This window comes from Phytopseudomonas argentinensis, from assembly GCF_900113905.1.
GTDB classification, from domain to species: Bacteria; Pseudomonadota; Gammaproteobacteria; order Pseudomonadales; family Pseudomonadaceae; genus Aquipseudomonas; species Aquipseudomonas argentinensis.
Genome location: NZ_FORC01000002.1, coordinates 682,489 through 703,232 on the forward strand (window position 1 = coordinate 682,489; position 20,744 = coordinate 703,232).

Here is a 20,744-nt window from a genome sequence, read left to right on the forward strand (position 1 = left end):
TTCCGTGCAAGGCAGCGCCAGAGGTGCGCTGGCCCCCGCGCACCCACACCAAGCCACCCCCTTGATCCCCCGCACGCCCTACAACGCCGTACGCATCACCAGCGCGAAACTTCGCGGTTCGCCATAGGTGTTGTAAGTATTGAAGTTGCCGACCCGTGCGTAGTAATGGCGGTCGAAGAGGTTATTGCCCATCAGGGCCACCGAGGTCTTGCTACTGAATTCATAACCGACCTGGGCACTGGCCAGGGCATAACCGCCCTGGCTGCGTAGCGGGGTGTCGCTGCTGCCATCGGTGCCGCTGCTGACATGCAGGCCGCCCCCCACGAACAGGCCCTTGAGGCCGCCGTCCAGCAGGCGATATTTGGCGTAGGTTTTCAGGGAGTGGCGTGGCTCGTAGAGCGAGAACTTTTCGCCGGGCAGGAAGCGGTCCTCGAGGTACTGGCTGGTCAGGTAGCTGTAGCCGATCGAGAGGTTGAGGCTGTCGCTGGGCTTGCCGCTGATTTCCATTTCCCAGCCTTCCACTTGCACCTCGCCAGCCGAAACGAAGAAGCCTGGGTTGTTCAGGTCGCTCATGGCCCGGTTCGTGTCCTTGGTGCGGAACAGCGCAACGGAGGCGTCCACCGCGCCGTCGAGAAACGACGCCTTCAAGCCGGTTTCCCATTGCGCGCCGATTCTCGGTTCCAGGCTGGTGCCGCCGACCGTTTGCTGTGCCTGGGGAATGAATATGTCCGAGTAGCTGACGTAGCCGTTGAGATTGTCGGTGAAGGCGTAGATCACCGCGCCATAGGGCGTGAACTCGCCGGTTTCCTTGCGCGAGGCGTTCCAGGCGCTCGGGGTGGAGGGCGCGACGCTACGGCTGCGGTATTCGAAGTCGCTGCTGCGCCCGCCGAGCACCACCGTCAGTGGGTCGGTCAGGGACAGGCGCAACTGCCCGTAGATACCCCGCTGGGTGGTCTCGTTTTCGGCGCCATTGGTAAACACGAAGTCGGGTTCCGGAACGACGTCTGGATCGTTTATCGGCACCCCAAAGAAGGGCGCCGCATTGACGCTGCGCGACTGGTTCGCCTGGCGATCCTGGTTGTAGCCCAGGGTGGCGTGGTGGTTTCGGCCCAGCGCGGAGAAGGGACCAGTGAGGTACAGGTCGAAGGCGTTGCGCTCGGTGTCGCCGTCGTTCTTGCGGCGGTTGTAGCGGGCGATCATGCCGCTGTCCGGATCGACGCCCGCGCCTGCTCCCGGTGCGGGAAAGGCATCCTTCCAGAATTTGTCCTGGGTACGGTTGATCAGCTTGCTCTTGAGCTGCCAGCCGTTGGCGAAGGCGTGCTCGAGATCCAGGGCAATTTCCGTGGTTTCGTAGGCGAAGCGTGCCCACTCGGGGTACACGTGGGTCGAGCGCGGCACGTCGAGAAAGCGGCCGTCGGTATAGGCCGGCAGGCCCATGCTCGGCGAGTCCATATGGTCTTCCTGGTGGCTGCCGGTCAATGACACCACGGTGTCCGGGGTGAGCTGGTAGTCGAGCGTGGCGTAGCCGAGCCACTTGTCCTTGTGGCTCACATCCCAGAAGTAATCCTGCTCCTGCCAGGCAGCGACCACGCGGCTGCGCAGGCGGCCGTCTGCATCCAGCGGTGCGCCGGCGTCGACCATGACCCGATGGTTATTCCAGGAGCCGACCGAGGTGGTCAGCGACACGCCTGGCTCGTACAGCCCGCGTTTACGCACCATGTTGACCAGCCCACCACCGCTGCCGGAGCCCATGAACAAGGCGGCCGGCCCGCGCAGTACTTCCACGCGCTCGTAGATGGCCATGTCGTATTCCTGGATTCCCGAGCTGCCGCCATACACCGGTACGCCGTCGTAGGCCATGTCCAGGCTGTAGCCGCGAGAATAGTACTGCTGGGTGATGGAGTCCCACGGCACCACCGATACCCCGGTCACTTCGTTGAGCACTTCGCCAATGGTGGTGAGGTTCTGATCATCCATGCGCGTGCGGGTAATGGCGCTGACCGACTGCGGAATGTCGATCGGCGCCAGGGCGCTCTTGGTGCCTACCGTCAGCGCTTCGGCCTTGTAGCTGGCGCGTTCTTCGACAGACCCGCTGACCTTGGTAGCCGGCAGGGTGCGGGTTGAGGTTTCGGCCCAGGTCTCTGCAGTCAGAGTTGCCAGAGCGGTAAAGGCCAGGAGGCGGTAGGGAGGCTGGTTCATCGACAGGGCGCCAGAGAAAGGGGCGCAAAGATTAATAGTAACGTTATTATGTAACGATCGATAAATGTAACAGTTTGTGTCTTTAGCCTGGGCACTGAGTCTGCTCAGTCGGGAGCGTGGAAAAAATCATCGATGCAACTATTGATTGTGGTGCGCGGTGATCAGGCGCCTGCTCGATTGCAGCTCGCTGTCACCACCGGAGAATGCGCAACATGGGTGGAGCGCTGCGGTGATGACCAAGTCCGTAGCGGCAGTCCGGCAATAAGAGGCGAGCACCAATCGATGCGTGCGCCGAGCTTGGTTCCCAGCGCCAGCAGCGACCGTCCAAGCGCCTTATAAAGCTCCATGCTCTTACTCCTAAGGTTGGCAGAAGGCGCAGGGCTTGCCCTGCTAGCGAACAGGCGCAGAGGTGAGCGCGCGTCCCCCAACGCCGCAACAAGGTGGTGGGAAAGGGGCGGCGCCCCCGACGCAGAGCGCAGCGTCGTGCTTAGGTTCTTCGCATGCGCCAGGCAGCGGTGTGAGCAGACCATAGGTCGTAGGCGCCGGTTGCAGATGCCGATATCATAATGATGGCAAAAAAGGCGCAACCTTTCTTGTGCTACCCCAGTCCTACCCAGCGCTGACGACTCCCCCGAGTGGCCAGCCTGCTGAAAGCACACCGTTCGCCATGGATTCGGCATTTCTCGCATTCTTCTGAGTACCGAACCATGCTTCATCTCTTTCGTCCGCGTGGTGAGCTCCAGGCTCTCAAGCAACTGACCGCTTCGCTTCCGATCTCTGCCCAGGGCACTGCCAACTGGGCAGAGGTGCAGCGTGAATGGACCTCACGCGAACAGAAGGCCGTGCGCGACGACGCGCGCATCGCCGAACTCGAGCGCGAGCTGGAAGCCGCGCGGCTCATGCTGGCTGAAGCCGACGCCAGCGCCCGCGCCTCGGAAACCCGTTTCGATCTGGTCAACCGCGCCTCCAGTGAAGGCCTCTGGGATATGGAAGTGATCGCCGGCGACCCGGTCAACCCGCGCAACCGCTTCTGGTGGTCACAGCAGTTCAGGGAGATGCTCGGCTTTCGCAATGAGCAGGACTTTCCCAACGTGCTGGCCAGCTGGGCCGACCGCCTGCACCCCGAAGACAAGGCCGCAACCCTGGATGCCTTCGCCCGCCACCTGAACGACAAGTCCGGCATGACCCCTTACCGGGTCAGGAATCGCCTGGCCATGAAGGACGGCAGCTACCGCTGGTTCTTCGCCCAGGGCGAAACCCTGCGCGATGGCCGTGGCGTACCGCTGCGGGTCGCCGGGGCGCTGCGCGATATCCACGATGAGCTGCAGCGTGAGCAGGAGCACGATGTGATCATCACCCGTTTCGAGCTGGCCCGGGAGATGCTCTCGGACGGCCTCTGGGACATGGAAGTGATCGCAGGCGATCCGGTCAACCCGAAAAACCCCTTCTGGTGGTCGCCGCAGTTCCGTCGCCTGCTGGGTTTCGAGACGGTCGAGGAATTCCCCGATGTACTGGACAGTTGGGCATCGCGCCTGCACCACGAAGACAAGGCCTACAGCCTCGAGGCGTTCCAGGCGCACCTGAACGACCGTACCGGCAAGACGCCCTTCGATATCGAGTATCGCTTGAAGATGAAGAGCGGTGAATACCGCTGGTTCCGGGCGCGGGGCCAGACCAAGCGCGACGCCTCGGGCGCGCCGCTGCGAGTGGTCGGTGCACTGGTGGACGTTGATCTGCAACACCAGCAGAACGCCATGCGCGAGACCGAGGCGGCTCACCAGCGCACCCTGGAAGCCAACATCGCCAAGCTCACCCAGATCGTCGGCACCATCCAGAGCATCGCCAGCCAGACCAACCTGTTGGCGCTGAACGCGGCGATCGAGGCGGCCCGCGCCGGGGAGGCAGGCAGAGGTTTTGCGGTGGTGGCCGATGAGGTACGCAAGCTGGCGACCCGGACGACGGAAGCCACCGAGCAGGCCGCCGAGATGATGCGTAGCTAAACGGTACGCGTTCACGCCTGGGTTGACGGCAGGCTGGCGCGCTGCCATTGCGCCGGCCAAACCCAGGCTGCGATGCACGAGGCGATGGGGTAAGGTGTCGAGCACAGACCCCCGGACGTTCCCGCAGATGGCCCATGATCTTTTCATCGTCGCAGACGATCACCCGCTTTTTCGTGATGGGCTGGTGCGCCTGCTTGCGCAGGCGCGGCCGGATGCTGTGATCGAAGAGGCGGCGACGCTGGATGAGGCATTGCGCTTGGCTCGGTCGCAGCGCCCTGCGGGCATCCTGCTGGACCTGATGTATTCGAGCGATAACCAGTGGGCGTCTATTACCGATTGGCGCCAGGAGTTTCCTGCTTCGCTGCTGGTGGTGGTGTCGATGTGCGAAGACCCGCTGGTGGTCGAGCGGATCATGAACCAGGGTGCCAGCGCCTTTATCGGCAAATCGCTGCCGCCGCACGAGGTCGCCGAGGCGTTGACGGCGGCGTTGCAGGGCGAGCCCGTGGTTCGCTGCGCGCCCCAGGGAAGCTTCACCGCCTATGAGCCGCCAGCCACCGCCGAGCTTTTCTCGGCGCTCACGGCGCGGCAATTCGAGGTGCTGCAGCTCATCACCAATGGCCTGAGCAACAAGGAGATCGCGCAAATCCTGGGTATCTCCCCCTTTACCGTGCGCATTCATGTATCGGCGCTGCTTAGCGTTCTCAAGCTGAGCTCGCGTTCGGCCGCCGCGGCACTAGGCGCGCGCCATGGGCTGGGTGCTGGGAACCAGAACGCCCCGGTCAGGGAAGGGGAGCGCTGACCTGGCGCCCGGCCAGTTCGGCGATCACCCGTTGCAGCTCGGCCGAGCGCACAGGCTTCGAGAGCAGCGGTATGCGGGGATCCGGTAGTGCGGCCATGATCCTCTCCGGGTCGTGACCGGTGAGGATCACGGCCGGTAACGCGCGGCCATGCCACTTTTCCAGCTGCGCCAGGCATTCGATGCCGGTGGCCTCTCGGCCCAGATCGAAATCCGTCACCACTACATCACAGGGCAACGCTTCGCTGGGAGGGCCGTCGAGGGCGGTCACCTGGCAGCCCCAGGCGCGCAGCAGCTTGGCCATCGCCTCCAGCACGCTGCGATCATCCTCGATGAGCAGCACGTGAATGCCTTGCAGATCGGCGACAGGCTCGGCCGGTGGTCGTGCATTGGCAACCCGGTGGGCCGTGACTGCCGGCAGGCCTGCCAGGGTGATCGAAGTGCCGTGGCCGACTCGCGAGGCGACACTGATGCGCAGGTCGAGGAGGGTGGCGATGCGCTTGACGATACTCAACCCCAGGCCGATGCCTTCGACATCCCGGTCACGCGCCTGGCGCACCCGATAGAACTCCTCGAACAGGTGCGGCAGGTGCTCGGCGGCAATGCCCGGGCCACGATCATGCAACTGCACGGTGAGGGTCGAGCCACGCCGGCGGCAGGCGATGAGCAGCGGGCTGCCCGGCGCGTATTTGATGGCGTTGGAGATCAGGTTCTGCAGCAGGGTGCTGAGTAGGGCGGGGTCACTGTAGGTCAGCGTGGCGGCGCCCCGTAGGCGGATCTCCACCCCGGCCCAGCGCGCGGCCTCGCTGTTCTGCTTTTGCAGATCGACCAACAGTCGCTGCAGGTTCACCGTCTGTTTGTGCGGCATGACCTGCTGCTGGTCGAGCGTGTAGATGTCGAGCAGCGAGCGGAAAAGCTGCTCGACGCTGAGCAGGGAGCGGTCGACGCTGTCGATCAGCTGATGTTGCTCGGCATTGAGCGGCGTGCCACGCAGGCAGGTGGTGAACAAGCCGATCGCGTGGATGGGTTGGCGTAGGTCGTGGCTGGCCTGGGCCAGAAAGCGCGACTTGTCCTGATCGGCACGCTTGGCGGCCGCCATGGCCTGCTGCAGACGGCCCAGCAGGAAGTAGCTGAAGGTGGGCAGCACCAGCATGCTCAGCACCATCATCACCAGAACCGCCGGGTGCTCCTGCAGGAAGGGCACGAACACCGCGATGAGCGCGAGGGAGGCAAGGCCGAAGGTGGTGGCCAGAATCAGATAGGGCCGGCCAAAGCGCACGCCATTGCCGACCGTCATGCTCAAGAGCACGCAGAAGGTGGGCAGCAAGGTTTCCTGGCCAAGGATCATCACCGCGCAGGCGCCCAGATTGTCCAGCAGCATGCCGGCGACCCTTCGCCACACCATGGGCTGCGGCAAGAACCAGAGGTGCGCGAGCAGCAGCACTGACAGCAGCGTGAACAGCGCGCCGGTAACCAGAACCGCCTTCAGCAGATTGGCATCGAGCAACCCCAGCGGATACATGATCAGGGCATAGAGCGACACCACGAACGCCACTACCAAGCGCAGCTGTGCCTGGCTGAATTCCAAATCCTCTAAGCGAAACAGCGACTTCATGAAGGGGCTTCCGAGACCTGATCATGCGGGCGACCTTAACGGAATTCATTCCTGAAGGGGCACGCGCTGGTTGGAAAGGCCTGAAAATCACCGTTCGCTCCGCCCATCCCCACAAGCGCTGGGGCTAGCTGATGTTGGGCGACCATCAAGCGGGAAACCGACAGTAAATGCCCCTGTGGGCTGCCCTGAGCGGCTGCATGGGATAAGCTTGCGCCATTAATCAACCACCAAGCTGTGAACTGAACGATGGGTTTTGAGCAACTAGCTGATCTACGTGACCGCCTGCGCGCTGAAAAACAGCAGGTGAAGACTGAGACTACCAAGCAGCCCAAGCGCCAGCCTGCCGCGCCGCGCAAGCCTCAGGAACAGGATCCTGCTCTGGAGGCGATCTGGCGGTTGCAGAAGCATTTTCCGCTGGCTTTCCCGGTCAATCCTGCCCCGAAGGTGCCGCTCAAGGAAGGCATTCTCAAGGATGCGGAGCAGCATCTGGAGCAGCTGGGCATCTCCAAGGAGCAGCTCAAGCTTGGCCTGGCTTCCTGGTGTCGGGGAACCCGCTACTGGGCCTGCATGACCGAAAATGCCCCGCGCCTGGATCTCGATGGCCAAGCGGCGGGCACCGTGACTGCGGCCCAGGCGCTGCATGCCAAGCAGCAGGCCAGGCGCCAGCGCAGCCAGGCACGACGGGCTCAGGCGAAGCCCAAGGCGCCTGCCGAAACAGCCACAGCCGACGCACCGGCGGAGGCCAGCGCACAGTGAACCTCGCGTGGGCGATTCAGCCTACGCTGGCGCGCTGAGGCGCTGCCGTCAGCGCCGCGAGCGCCCGCCGATGGGCTGGCCGCCGCCCGCCAATAGCCCGCCGCCCTGCGGCTGTTAACTGGAAGGTCTTTGGCGAGTAGCGTGTGGCTGCAGCCGCCGGGACATTGCCACTTAGTTGCCGCTCCTGCATCTCGCCGGCTGAAAAGGTAGCCGGGGCGGCTCATCGCCGCTGCCACACAGCGCTCCGGATGCTCGACAGCCCCTCCCTCATGCCGCTGTACCCCGAATGGCCGCGTATCGTTCTGGGCAACCAATTTTCGCTGGTATCCCCCTTGCTTTCGTGCAGTCGGGTGAGCGAACGCGCGCTTGGCGAATCTACCCACGTGATAGCGCCACCGCTGGTCGCTTTCAGCCCGCTGCCGCGTTCGTATCCGCCTGCTGAATGCGGTAGTCTCGCACCGCCACGACGCCCGCTTCGCTCGTCCTCACGACTGCCAGCGAGACGCCCGGATAGCGAGTGACGCATTTCAGCCTCATCGAATTGGTGCAGCACTGTTTCAAGTTGCTAGATCGACATCTACGATTAGCGGTGAGGCGCCTGGTCGCCTGCCTGGAACACCGAATTGCACCGCGCCGCCAAGGGAGTAGAGCACCATCCCTTGGCGGCCCATTTGATTCTTAGACCAGCCCGCGGAAAGCTATCTGTGGTCGTCCTTGGGAGATAGGTTTGCCTACTGATGCGCTAGAACCAGGTGGTGACGAGCGTCTGTCGCACGTGCTCAGTGCCAGTGAGCGGCTGGCCGTGGCCGAGTCGGTGGCCGAGGTCGTCGACGTGCTTCGCGATACGGCCCGCGCTGCCGTTGGTGCAGAGGGCGTGGCCGTGGTCATCGAAAACGACGGGCGCTGTTCCTACGTAGCGGAAGACGCCGTCTCGCCCCTCTGGCAAGGCCAGAGTTTTCCGGCCGACCACTGCATTTCCGGCTGGGCGATGCACCACGGCGAGACGGTCGCCATCGATGACGTGCGGCTCGATTCGCGGATCCCACAGGATGCCTACGCCCCGACCTTCGTGCGCAGCCTGGTGATGGTGCCCATCGGCAGGCCTGTGGCGGTCGCTGCCCTGGGCGCCTATTGGGCGCAAGTGCGCAGCCACGACCCGGATACCATCAAGCGCCTGGAAAGCCTGGCGCGCCTGGCCACCATTGCCATCGAAAATGCGCGCCTCACCCAGGCGCGCAATCGCGCGGCAGCACTTGGAGCCGCGCAGAACCGCATCCTGGAGCGGGCCGTTGCCCAGACCCCTCTAGATATCACGCTGGATGAGATTGTCCGTGAGGTGGAAGGGCTTTCCACCTCTCGTTTCCTGGGCAGCATTCTGCTTCTGAACGAGGAGCAGGGGCAGGTGCGACGTTGCGCTGGGCCGAGCCTGCCGCGTGCTTACCACGAGGGTCTCGAGGGCCTTTGCATCAGCCCGCTCGCGGCCTCCGGCGAGACCGCGGCGCTTTTGCACGAGTCGGCGTTCGACGTCGCCCGCGATCCACGCTGGGCCGGGTTCCGGGAGCTGTCCAGCAGCCATGGTCTTTACGCCTGCTGGGCTGCCCCCATCCGTTCGGCCCAGGGCGTCCTGCTTGGCATCTTCGTCCTGTACCACCCCGAGCTGCGCGAGCCGCTGCCGGCGGATATCGAGATCGTCGACTTCGTGGTCCAGACGGTTGCCCTCGTGGTGCACCGTGCGCAGGCGGAGGCGGCGATCCGGGTCAGCGAGGCGCGTTACCGGCAGATCGTCGAGGGTGCCGAGGACTTCGCCATCATCACCTTCGACGCACAGGGAAGGGTCACCAGTTGGAGCATCGGTGCCGAGCGTGTCGTCGGTTACCGTGCCGAGGACATGGTCGGCCGCGAGGGTGATCTGTTTTACACCCAGGCGGATCAGGCCGAGCGGGTGTTCTACGGCGAGCTCGAGCTTGCCCAGAAGCATGGGCGGGCGGTCAACGAACGCTGGCACGTTCGCAAGAACGGTACGCGTTTCTGGGGCTCCGGCCTGATGATGCCGCTGGCCATGGATCATGGCGGCTTCGTGAAGATCTTCCACGACCGTACGGTCGAGCACGAGGCGCAAGCGGCACTGCAGGAAAGCGCGGCGCGGCTGCGTTTTTTCGACGAACTCGACAGCCAGCTTTTCAATATTCGCCGGGCCGAAGACGCCTTGCTCGTCGCCACCGGCTTGCTCGGGCGCAAGCTCAACGTGTCGCGCTGTGCCTACGCGGATGTGGACATCGACCACGACCGCTTCTGGATTCGCAGCGACTACACCGCGCCGGGTATCCAGAGTTCGGCCGGCACCTATAGCCTCGACCTGTTTGGGCCACGTTCCGCGGCGGACATGCGCGCCGGTCGCACGCTGATCGTGCGCGATGTCATCGCCGAGCTGAGCGAAGGCGAGGGGCGCGAGACCTTCCGCGCCATCGGCATCGACGCGATCATTTGCTGTCCGCTGGTAAAGGACGGCCGGCTGACGGCCATGATGGCGGTTCATCAGAGCCAGCCCCGGGACTGGGCACCGTCCGAGATCTCGCTGGTCAGGGAGGTCGTCGAGCGCTGCTGGGCACATGTCGAGCGGGTGGGCGCCGAGATGCGCCTGCGCGAGAGCGAGGAGCGGTTGCGCCTTGCCGTCGACAATGCCGAGGTTGGCTTCTGGGACGTGGACAACGTGCACAACACCTTGATCTGGCCACCACGTACCAAGGCGATCTTCGGCATTTCGGCTGACGTGCCGGTCACCCTCGATGACTTCTACGCCGGCCTGCACCCCGATGACCGGGATGCCACCATCACGGCCTTCGAGGCGGCCGCCGACCCGCAACGCCGCGCCCTCTACGATGTCGACTACCGCACCATCGGCCGCGAGGATGGGGTCATTCGCTGGGTTGCCGCCAAAGGTCGAGGCGTGTTCGATGCGGCCGGGCGTTGCCTGCGCGTTACCGGCACGGCAGTGGATATTTCGGCTCGCAAGGCCGCCGAGGAAGAGCTGCGTGAACTCAACGCCACCCTCGAGGGGCGCATAGCCCAGGCCGTCGCCGAACGGGAGAAGGTCCAGGAGGCGCTGCGCCAGAGCCAGAAGATGGAGGCGATGGGGCAGCTGACCGGTGGCGTTGCCCACGACTTCAACAACCTGCTTACGCCCATTGTCGGTACCCTCGACATGCTCCAGCGTCGGGGCGTGGGCGGCGAACGGGAACAACGCCTGATCGCCGGCGCCATTCAGTCGGCCGATCGGGCCAAGACGCTCGTGCAGCGGCTGCTGGCCTTCGCGCGGCGTCAACCGCTGCAGGCGGTTCCCGTCGACGTGGCGAAGCTGGTGAGCGACATGGGCGACCTGGTGGCCAGCACCACCGGCCCGCAAATCAAGGTGGTCGTCGATGCGCCAGCGGGCCTGCCGGCGGCCATGGCAGACCCGAACCAGCTGGAGATGGCGCTGCTGAACCTCTCGGTGAACGCGCGCGATGCCATGCTCGAGGGCGGGACGATGCGGATTTCCGCCAGCACCGAGTTGGTGGGTGAGGGGCATCGTTCCAAACTTCCGGCTGGCGAGTACCTGTGCCTGTCCGTCGCCGACACCGGCACCGGCATGGACGCGGCCACCCTTGCCCGGTCAGTCGAGCCGTTCTTTTCCACCAAGGGCGTTGGCAAGGGCACCGGCCTTGGCCTCTCCATGGCACATGGGCTGGCGTCCCAGCTCAACGGCGCCCTGACGATCCAGAGTTCACTCGGCCTGGGCACCAACGTGGAGCTCTGGCTGCCGCGCAGCCTGGCCGCACCGGCAGCCGCGCCGCGCCCGGTCGAGGCACCGGAGACCCGGGCGACACGAGGCGTCGTGCTGCTGGTCGACGACGAGGAGTTGGTACGCACGAGCACCTCGTACATGCTGGCCGACCTGGGTTACCGGGTGATCGAGGCCGCGTCAGGCGAGGAAGCCATGCGTTTGCTGGAGGCCGGGCAGCCGTTCGACCTGCTCGTTACCGACCACCTCATGCCAGGCATCAACGGTACCGATCTGGCCCGGGCGGTGCATACCGCTCGGCCCGATACCGGGATCCTGATCGTCTCGGGCTATGCCGAACTGGAGGGGCTCAACCCCGATCTCTCGCGGCTCACCAAACCCTTTCGCAAGCACGAGCTTGCCCTTTGCCTGGCTCAACTCGGCGGCGAAGCCTGAGAGACGCCCGCTCGGCGCAAGGCTGTGAGCGTTGGCGTCTGCCGGTCAGGTGGTGTGGGAGGCACCCGGTGAGGGAGGTAGCACCTCCCCCTCGGTTCACTCAAACGCGTTTGACGTCGCCGTCCTGGAGCATTTCGGCGGCCTGCCTGTTTTCCTCCAGGCTTTGGTCGGCCGCCTTGGGCGCAAAACGCAGTATCAGGCAGGCCAGCAGCGCCGACAGTAGCGAACCGAGCAGGATGCCGAGCTTGGATTCCTCGACGAACCCCGGGTGGCCGGGAAATGCCAGGCCGCTGATAAAAAGGCTCATCGTGAAGCCAATACCGCAGAGCATCGACACGGCGTAGATCTGCAGCCATGTGCAGCCCCGAGGCTTAGCCGCCAGCCCGGTCTTGACCGCCAGCAGCACCCCGCCGAAAACGCCCAGCTGCTTGCCCAGGAACAGGCCCGCGGCGATGCCGAGCGGCAGGGGGGCAAAGATGGCGCTCAGCGAAATGCCGGCAAAGGAGACACCGGCGTTGGCGAAGCCGAATGCGGGCACGATGAGGAACCCCACCCAGGGCGCGATGCCATGTTCGAGCCGGTGCAGGGGCGAATTGGCGTCGTCAGGTTGGCCTGGAGAACCGATGTAGGGGATGAGGAAGGCGCCGACAACGCCGGCGATGGTGGCATGCACGCCGGACAGCAAGGTCACGTACCAGAGCAGCGCCAACCCTAGCAGGTAGGGCCACAGGGTCATGACCCGCAGGCGATTGAGCATGAACATGACGCCAATGATCACCGCCGCGGCGAGCAGGGCGATCAGGTTGATCGACGAGGTGTAGAAGATCGCGATGATCGCAACCGCGCCCATGTCATCGATGATCGCCACGGACACCAGCATCAGCTTCAGGGAAAGCGGCGCATGGCGTCCCAGCAACGCCAGTGCGCCGACGGCGAAGGCGATATCGGTCGCTGCCGGAATGGCCCAGCCGTTGGCGAGCAGGGGCACTTCTTTGGTCAGCGTCAGGTAGATCAGCGCCGGCACCATCATGCCCATCAATGCCGGTAGTGCGGGAAGCCGCCGCTGCTCCCACGACGACAGGCGTCCATCTACCAACTCGCGTTTGATCTCCAGGCCGACCAGCAGGAAAAAGATCGCCATCAGGCCATCATTGATCCACAGGTGGGGCGTCATCGGCCCCAGCTTCTCGCTCAGTGTCGGGCCGCTCAGGCCATGCAGGGCGTGGTGGTAAATGGCGGCCAACGGGCTGTTGGCAACCAGTATGGCAGCGGCGGCTGCGATCATCAGCAGTACACCGCCGGCTGCTTCGCTGGCGAGAAATCGCTTCAGCGCAGACTGCCGGGCGGCAGGTGTCGATGACGAGGGTGTCATTGCAAGGTCTCCTTTGGCGGATATGAAACACGCAGGCGCCGAGCAGCCAGCAGGCTGCTCGAACGCATAAGCTGGACGCGAAAAAAACCTGCCAGGGCTGGCAGATACTTATGAGATAGGGGGTATAGCGGCACCCAGGCCTGGCGGTGGCTCAGGGCAGGCGTTGTAACGGAAGGGAATTGGCATCGCGTAAACATCAGGGCCTCACGGAAAACGACTAATCGTTCTCCGTATAGGGGCAGGGCCCCGGCGCACGCAGCACACGCCATGGATACATGTTACGAGAGCTGATCCGCGCATTCAACCCGTGCGTGCATCAGCCTTTTGCTGCCCTGCACGCCTGAGGCCGGGGGTAGCGCTACGGCGCTCAAGGTGAGGGTGGCTACAGCTGCCCGGCATCGCGCTCCAGCAGGCGGGCAGACTCCTCGACCTGCAGGCGGCTGAAAGAGCGTTCGCGGGTCGACCGGTGGAGCAGCAGGATGCGTGGCTTGTAGGTGCTGTGGTCGTTGCCCGACACAACGCGATGGCCAGCTGCGGATTGAGGTCGGGAAGTTCGCTGGACATGGGGCTTCGTTCAAAGGCAGCCGATGCGCTCCAGTTCGTACCTGAGCTCGTCACGACTGAGGGCGTCGAACGAGAGGTCGAGAAAGGCCCGGCAGCGCTGTTCGATGCGCGCCAGGGTGGCGGCGAAGGCCGCATCGACGCAGACCTCGTCGCCACGCACCTCGGACGGATCCTCCAGCCCCCAGTGGGCTTTCAGCGCCGGCCCGAAATACACGGGACAAGCCTCGCCCGCCGCCTTGTCGCATACGGTGATGACGATATCGGGCGGGTCGCCGGCGAAAGCGTCGTTACCCTTGCTGCTGAGGCCTGCGGTTGCGATACCGGCGCGCTCCAGGGTGGCCAGGCTGCGCGGCAGCACCTGCCCCCTGGGAAAGCTGCCAGCACTTACCGCCGTGAAGCCCTCAGGTGCCAGGTGGTTGAACAGCGCCTCGGAAAGAATGCTGCGACAGCTGTTGGCCGTGCACATGAAAAGTACTCGCATACGTGCTCCTGTCGGCAACGCTGGTGTCAAAGGCTCAGGCGTAGCGCCAGTGCCGAAAGGGTGATGAGCAGAACCGGAAAGGTCAGCAGGGCGCCAACCCTGAAGTAGTAGCCCCAGGTGATGCGGATGCCCTTGCGGTGCAGCACGTGAAGCCAGAGCAGAGTAGCCAGGCTGCCTATCGGGGTGATTTTCGGCCCCAGGTCGCAGCCGATGACATTGGCGTAGATCATCGCCTCGCGTACCAGGCCGCCGCTGTCGGTGGCATCGATCGCCAGCGCGCCGATGAGGACGCTGGGCAGGTTGTTCATCACCGACGACAACAGCGCAGACACCAGCCCTGTGCCCAGGGCGGCCGCCCAGATGCCATGCCCGGCGAAGCGGTCGAGCAGGTGCGTCAGATAGTTGGTGAGGCCGGCATTGCTCAACCCATAGACCACCAGGTACATGCCCAGGGAAAACACCACGATTTGCCAGGGCGCCTCACGCAGCACGCGGCCGGTGGCGATGATGCGTCCGCGCGCGGCGACCAGCAACAGCAGTGCAGCGCAGGCCGCCGCCACGGCGCTGACCGGGACGCCCAGCGGTTCGAGCACGAACATCCCGACCAGCAGAAGCCCCAGAACCCACCAGCCGAACACGAAGGTCGCACGGTCGCGGATAGCCGCCTGTGGCGCCTTCAGGTCGGCCAGGGCGTAGGTGGCGGGCACGTCCCGGCGAAAGTACAGGGATAGCACCAGCAAGGTGGCCGCCACGCTGGCCAGGGTGACGGGCACCATGACCGAGGCGTAGCGAGCGAACCCCAACCCGAAGAAGTCGGCCGAGACGATGTTCACCAGGTTCGACACCACCAGCGGCAGGCTGGCGGTGTCGGCAATGAAGCCCGCCGCCATCACGAATGCCAGGGTGGCGCCCGGCGAAAAGCGCAGCGCGACCAGCAGGGAGATGACGATGGGGGTAAGGATCAAGGCCGCGCCGTCATTGGCGAACAAGGCCGACACGGCAGCGCCAAGCAGCACGATGAAGGCGTACAGGCGCCGGCCGTTGCCATTGGCCCAGCGTGCCACGTGCAGGGCCGTCCACTCGAAGAACCCGGCCTCGTCCAGCAGCAGGCTGATGATGATGATCGCGATGAACGCGGCGGTGGCATTCCACACTACGGCCCAGACCGTGGGAATGTCTTGCAGCGACACCGCGCCGACGGCGAGGGCCAGGGCGGCGCCGATGCTCGCGCTCCAGCCCACGCCCAAACCTTTGGGCTGCCAGATCACCAGGGTGAGCGTGAAGGCGAAAACGGCTGCTGCTATCAGCATGATGGGCTCCCTAACAGGTTCAGCAACAACTGGCGGCACGCGCGGGGCGCCCCACCATCTTTTTCAGGCGAGCGGTACAGGCCTTCATCCAGGCAGCATTGCCGCCTGCCGTGGCGCTCAGCACCTCGTTGAACCAGCGGGGAAGATCAGGATTGAGCCGGTAGTAGACCCATTGCCCCTGGCGGCGATCCAGCAGCAGCCCGGCGCTGCGAAGCTGCGCCAGGTGGCGACTGACCTTGGGCTGGTTGTCGTCCAGCGCGCACGTCAGTTCGCAGACGCACAGCTCGCCATGCTGGGCAATCAGCAGGATGGCGCGTGCGCGGGTCTCGTCGGCGAGGCACTTGAAGGCTTCGGGTGGTGTGAGCATGGCATTTACATGTGTACATACGAATATGCGGATAATCACATATACATGAGGATTCTGCCAATACGCATTCGGTTGGCTGGAGGGTTCCGGGCACAGGGGGCAGGGCTGCATGGCTAAGCAAGGTTTCACAGCGCCTGGAACCCGCGGCTTCGGATCGGCTCCTGTACTCCCCGCAATGCAAGCGGACACGACAACTTGCGGAGGCGGATGGCGAACCGGGCAGGGGAGAAACCGGCAAGAAGTACCTGCAGTCGGATGCTGCTAGCGAGGACATCTCCAGCTATCGGATGGACTCGATCTGGATCGTTACTCACTGTGAGCAGCTTTTTCATCCTCGCGCCCAGCCACGCCTTCTACTACTAATGGATAGGAGGCAGATCGAGTGCCGGTAATATCATATTGATATCTCTTGCTAGCCTAATGGGCTATGCGCGGCGTGCACCGTTAGGGACAAGCCGAGGTTGCCTATCCGCTATTGGGTATGGAGCCTTTTTGTCCAAGCGGCGCTGATTCCCACTGCCTACGAAATACGGGCGCTTGCCCACAAGACTGAGCAGTCGACGCGTAGAGTCGAGGCCATGATTGGCCATATCGAAACGGATACGGCCCAGGCGGTTCATTCCATGGACAGCAGCAATGACCTCGCCAACAGACCCAGGATGTGGCTCAGGGCGCCGGGTCCGCCTTGCAACAGCTCATCGAATCGGTTGGCAATCACCGAGCGCAACCTGATGATCGCCAGTGCCACCGAGGAGCAAACTCACGTGGCACGAGAGGTCGACCGTAGTTTGCTGAACATTAGTGATCTCTCGCTGCAGAACTCCGCAGGATCGGAGCAAGCCAACTCGGCGAGCCGGGCACTTTCGGACTAGCGCGTGATCTGCCAGGCACGGTGGCGCGCTTCAGCGTCTAGATTGATTCAAGGCCATGCCTGAAACGCCAGGCCATAGCCCGCTACCTGATACTGCGAGAGCCCATTGCCCATGAAAGTCTTTTCCCCAGCACGCATCACCCTCTGGATGGCCCTGGTGCTGATGGTGGGTATCACGATCAGTTGGTTGATCGAGCGTGAGCAGGAAAAGGATGTCGGCATGCATGTAGAGCGCGCGCTAACGGATGCCAGTAGGGAACTCGAGCGCGATCTTTTTGCCCGGCTGCGCGTATACGAGTATCGGCTTCGGGGAATGCGCGGGGCCGTAAATATGCTCGGTGCGAATAATGTGAGCACCAGCCTCATGCGCCGCTACAGCCGCGGCCGTAACCTGGACAAGGAATACCCGGGCGCCCGCGGTTTCGGCTTCATCCGTCGTGTCGCGCTGGCGGATGAGGCTGACTATATCGAGCAAATTCGCAGCAGCGGACAACCGGACTTCAAGCTGAGTCAGATCAGCAAGCATGGTGGAGAACGCTTCATCATCCAGTTCATTGACCCCATCGAGCGCAATGCGCAGGCGATAGGCCTGGATATCGCGTCGGAAACTGCACGGCACACGGCTGCTGTCGGCTCCATGCTCAGCGCGCAGGCCACGCTCTCGGCACCGATAACGCTTCTCCAGGATTCCGGGCAAAGGCTCAGTTCCTTCCTGTTCCTGCTGCCGGTTTACAGCACGCCGGAAATACCGTCCGAGGCGCAACGCGAGGCCATGGCGATCGGTTGGACCTATGCGCCCCTGGTGATGCGGGAGGTAATGGGAAACCTCGACCTGCCTGACCACCGCTTGCATCTCAAGCTTTACGATGTGGCAGCCAGCGGCGAGCAACTGATCTACGAGACGCAGGATGATGGCCGCGAGCCTGAGCTGTTACACACCCGTTCATTCGAGCGCGAGGTGTATGGTCGTCTCTGGCGTCTTGAGGTGAGCGCACATCCACTGTTTGTCGAGGCCGTGGATCCCACGCCACCTGGGCGCTTCTTTCTGATCGGTCTGCTGGCCAGCATTCTCCTGACCGGCCTGGTCGGCACGCTGCTGGTCGCTCGCCAGCGAAAGCAGCAAGTGGCCGCTGAACAGGCGCGCTTGGCCACCATCGTGGAAGACTCCAGTGATGCAATCATTGGCGAGGCCCTCGATGGTCGAATCATCACCTGGAATCGCGCCGCAGAGTTGATGTTCGGCTACACCGAGGCAGAAGTACTCGGCAGGCCGTTGGCGCCCTTGCTGGTACCCGAGTGGCGCCTTGCCGAAGATGAAGAGTTGCTGGAGCGAATTGGCCGTGGCGATCGCGGTGCCCCCCTGCAAACCCAGCGCCTGCACAAGTCGGGCCGGCTGATCGACGTGACCATTACCTGCAGTTTCATCAGGGAAGCCGATGGCCGCATCCTGGGGGCGGCCAAGATGATGCATGACATCAGCGACAGCAAACGCGTACAGCGCTACCTGATGGAGTTCAACGCAGAGCTGGAGCAGCAGGTCGGTGAGCGTACTGCCGAACTGTCCCGCGTGGCGGGGCTGTTGCAAACGGTACTGGATGCCTCCTCGGAAGTGTCGATCATCGCCACTGATGTCCAGGGCGAAGTCATCGTCTTCAATCGCGGAGCGCAGCTGCTGCTTGGCTATAGCACGGAAGAGACCATTGGCTGCAAAAGCATCCTGGACTTTCACCTGCAGTCCGAAATGGACGCACGTGCGAGTGAACTCACGGCAGAGCTTGGAGAGGCTGTCCGAGGTGTCGGGGTGTTCTGGCACAAGCCGGACAAGCAAGGTGCGGAAACACGCCAGTGGACCTACGTGCGCAAAGACGGCTCGCAAGTGCCCGTATCGATGGTCGTCACGCCGATTCGCACCGAATCGGGTGGGCTCAGTGGCTACCTGGGCATTGCCCAGGACATAACCGAGCGGCTACAGAGCAGTGAGCAGCTGCATGCGGCAAAAGCCTTGGCGGAAGCCGCCAACGCAGCGAAGAGCCTGTTTCTGGCCAATATGAGTCACGAAATCCGCACGCCGATGAACGCGGTAATTGGAGTGGCTCACCTGCTGCAGAACACGCCGTTGAACGATCAGCAGCGCATGCTGCTTGGCAAGCTGCAGATCGCCGGGCGCTCATTGCTGGGGATCATCAACGACATTCTCGATATCGCCAAGATCGAAGCTGGCGAAATGAGGCTGGAAAGCGCGCCGTTCAGCCCACGCCAATTGATCGATGACCTCGCCCAGCTGTTCATGCCGCAGGCCGAGCTCAAGGGGCTGCAGTTCTCCGTGGAAACGGCGGGCCCTTTGCCAAACCTGTTGCTAGGCGATGCGCTGCGCATCAATCAGATTCTCATGAACCTGACCGGCAATGCCCTCAAGTTCACGGTGGCAGGCAGTGTGAAAATCAGCGTGGGCTGCGATCAACAGCAGAATGCAACCTGCTGGTTGCGCCTCGCGGTCGCTGATACTGGCTGCGGGATTGCCGAGGACGTAGTCGGGCAACTGTTCTCACCCTTTACCCAGGCAGATGCCTCCATAACCAGGCGATTCGGTGGCACCGGGTTGGGCCTGTCGGTGGTGCGCGGTCTCGCCGAGCAGATGGGCGGGCGAGTCGGTGTGCGCAGTCAACTGGGGGCTGGAAGCGAATTCACCGTAGAGCTACCGCTGCAAATGGTCGACGAGTCGGACGAGCACGCCTGTTCGCACAAGGCGCTGGATGTCTGGCTGATCAATCACGACCCCAAGGCGCTCCAACAGCTCATTCGACTGGTCAAAGGCCTTGGCTGGCGCACCACCCGGGTGGAAAGCCCGGCCGCTTTGCAAGCGCTCTGGGAGCTGCCGCAAAAACGGGCACACTCGGTCCCGGACATTCTGCTCGCCTCGCTTGGCGAAATGCAGGTATTGCGGCAGCTGATGCAGGGTTGTGGCCATGCGCGACAGCCGTTGGTGTGGATCATCGAGCCAGCACTGCAGTCAGCGAGCCAGGATGCGGCCTGTGAGCCTTGGGAGCGGGTAGTGCCCGGTGCGCTGGATGCCGTGACCCTGTTCAATGCCGTCAACGAGTGCCTGGCGTATCGCGATGGTGATACTGCGCGCGTCAATCAGGCCAGCGAATTCGATACCTCTGCAGCGCGCTGGCTCGATGGCCTGCAGATACTGTTGGTCGACGACAGCGCCATCAACCTCGAGGTCGCCGGCCTGCTGCTTTCCCAGCAGGGCGCCCAGGTACAAACCTGCAGCAATGGCCTTGAGGCCCTCGAGCGACTCAAGCTGCTACCCGATCATTTCGACGCTGTCCTGATGGACGTGCAGATGCCTGAAATGGATGGCTATGAAGCAACCCGCAGGCTTCGCGAGGATCTGGGGCTGACCCTGCTGCCGGTGCTCGCCCTGACCGCCGGCGCAATGGCCGAGGAGCGTCAGCAGGCCAAGGCGTCGGGAATGGATGATTTCCTGACCAAGCCCCTGGAGCCCTCTGCCCTTATTCGTGCTCTGCGTCTTGCCGTCGAGCGCACACGCGGGCGCCCGCTATCGGCGCTGCCTCTTACCTCGCCAGACAACGGCCTCGAGGATTGGCCCCGTATCCCGGGAATCGACGCCGAGGATGTCGCCCATCGATTGGGCTATGACCAGTCGCTGTTTCAGTCTTCGCTCAAGCGCTTCTTCGCGGACTTCGTGGAATTCAGCGACCAGGGTGTGTTGTCACGCTTGTCCCGAGAATTAGCGCCGCGGTTGCACAAGCTGCGCGGTACTGCGGCGCTGCTGGGGGCCAGGCACCTCGCCAGCCAGGCGGCACAGGCAGAGCAATTGCTGCGCGATGGCGCTGCCGATGCTGCAATGAGGCCTGGGCTTGAGTCGCTGCTGGCCGCCTATGCCGAGCTGGATGGGCATACCCGCGTGTTTCGCGAAACGACCCCCTCGGTACCGGCGGACGATGCCGATCAACGCCAGGCCCCGCAGGCACTCGCCGAACTCAGGGAGCAATTGCGCAACCGCGACATGGCTGCACTGGACACCTTCGCACGTGCTGCCGTCGCCATCCGCGACATGACGGGGGAAACCCAGGTGGCCGAGTTGTGGCAGGCCATCGACAATCTGGATTACGAGTTGGCGCTGGTGTTGCTGGAGCGGGTCAGCCCCGAGGCCAAGGAGGCATAAAG

12 protein-coding genes and 1 pseudogene are annotated in these 20,744 nt (G+C 63.7%); 6 read left to right on the plus strand and 7 right to left on the minus strand.

The window, feature by feature from the left end:
* Positions 1 to 78: 78 nt before the first annotated feature.
* Positions 79 to 2,199 (minus strand): TonB-dependent siderophore receptor, encoded by a 2,121-nt coding sequence (locus BM154_RS11675; protein ID WP_074883599.1) that lies wholly within the window; start codon positions 2,197 to 2,199, stop codon positions 79 to 81.
* Between the two features lie 707 nt (positions 2,200 to 2,906).
* Between BM154_RS11675 and BM154_RS24560 the strand changes: the two genes are divergently transcribed.
* Positions 2,907 to 4,199, plus strand: coding sequence for a methyl-accepting chemotaxis protein (locus BM154_RS24560; protein WP_074883602.1), 1,293 nt, complete (start codon positions 2,907 to 2,909; stop codon positions 4,197 to 4,199).
* Between the two features lie 127 nt (positions 4,200 to 4,326).
* Positions 4,327 to 4,998 (plus strand): response regulator transcription factor, encoded by a 672-nt coding sequence (locus tag BM154_RS11685; RefSeq protein WP_074883605.1) that lies wholly within the window; start codon positions 4,327 to 4,329, stop codon positions 4,996 to 4,998.
* On the opposite strand, the gene BM154_RS11690 is transcribed toward BM154_RS11685, so the two are convergent.
* Entirely contained in the window at positions 4,979 to 6,610 is a 1,632-nt protein-coding gene (locus BM154_RS11690) for a hybrid sensor histidine kinase/response regulator (protein ID WP_074883609.1), read from the minus strand. The genes BM154_RS11685 and BM154_RS11690 overlap by 20 nt on opposite strands.
* 246 nt (positions 6,611 to 6,856) lie before the next feature.
* Between BM154_RS11690 and BM154_RS11695 the strand changes: the two genes are divergently transcribed.
* Both BM154_RS11695 and BM154_RS24305 read left to right on the plus strand, forming a co-directional pair.
* Positions 6,857 to 7,366 carry a ProQ/FinO family protein gene (locus tag BM154_RS11695; RefSeq protein WP_074883612.1) on the plus strand — a complete coding sequence of 170 codons (510 nt, stop codon included), beginning with the start codon at positions 6,857 to 6,859 and terminating at the stop codon, positions 7,364 to 7,366.
* Positions 7,367 to 8,198: 832 nt separating this feature from the next.
* Entirely contained in the window at positions 8,199 to 11,582 is a 3,384-nt protein-coding gene (locus BM154_RS24305) for a PAS domain S-box protein (protein WP_244157167.1), read from the plus strand.
* A 100-nt stretch (positions 11,583 to 11,682) separates the two neighbouring features.
* Here BM154_RS24305 and nhaA read toward each other — a convergent pair whose 3' ends face one another.
* The 5 genes and pseudogenes from nhaA to BM154_RS11725 all read right to left on the minus strand — a co-directional run bounded on the left by nhaA (position 11,683) and on the right by BM154_RS11725 (position 15,676).
* The gene (gene nhaA, locus BM154_RS11710) at positions 11,683 to 12,954 is read right to left on the minus strand and encodes a Na+/H+ antiporter NhaA (protein WP_074883614.1); all 1,272 of its coding nucleotides are present in this window, start codon (positions 12,952 to 12,954) and stop codon (positions 11,683 to 11,685) included.
* Positions 12,955 to 13,357: 403 nt separating this feature from the next.
* Positions 13,358 to 13,471: pseudogene (locus BM154_RS24600) on the minus strand (arsenical resistance protein ArsH); the annotation flags it as partial.
* Between the two features lie 57 nt (positions 13,472 to 13,528).
* Positions 13,529 to 13,999 (minus strand): arsenate reductase ArsC, encoded by a 471-nt coding sequence (locus BM154_RS11715; protein WP_074883617.1) that lies wholly within the window; start codon positions 13,997 to 13,999, stop codon positions 13,529 to 13,531.
* Positions 14,000 to 14,025: 26 nt separating this feature from the next.
* Entirely contained in the window at positions 14,026 to 15,309 is a 1,284-nt protein-coding gene (locus BM154_RS11720; RefSeq protein ID WP_074883620.1) for an arsenic transporter, read from the minus strand.
* 19 nt (positions 15,310 to 15,328) lie between these two features.
* Positions 15,329 to 15,676, minus strand: coding sequence for a metalloregulator ArsR/SmtB family transcription factor (locus BM154_RS11725; protein ID WP_074883623.1), 348 nt, complete (start codon positions 15,674 to 15,676; stop codon positions 15,329 to 15,331).
* 578 nt (positions 15,677 to 16,254) lie between these two features.
* Here BM154_RS11725 and BM154_RS11730 point away from each other — a divergent pair.
* Together BM154_RS11730 and BM154_RS11735 are read left to right on the plus strand one after the other, a co-directional pair.
* The gene (locus BM154_RS11730; RefSeq protein WP_167364681.1) at positions 16,255 to 16,548 is read left to right on the plus strand and encodes a hypothetical protein; all 294 of its coding nucleotides are present in this window, start codon (positions 16,255 to 16,257) and stop codon (positions 16,546 to 16,548) included.
* Positions 16,549 to 16,659: 111 nt separating this feature from the next.
* Positions 16,660 to 20,742, plus strand: coding sequence for a CHASE domain-containing hybrid sensor histidine kinase/response regulator (locus BM154_RS11735; protein ID WP_244157142.1), 4,083 nt, complete (start codon positions 16,660 to 16,662; stop codon positions 20,740 to 20,742).
* Positions 20,743 to 20,744 lie beyond the last annotated feature (2 nt).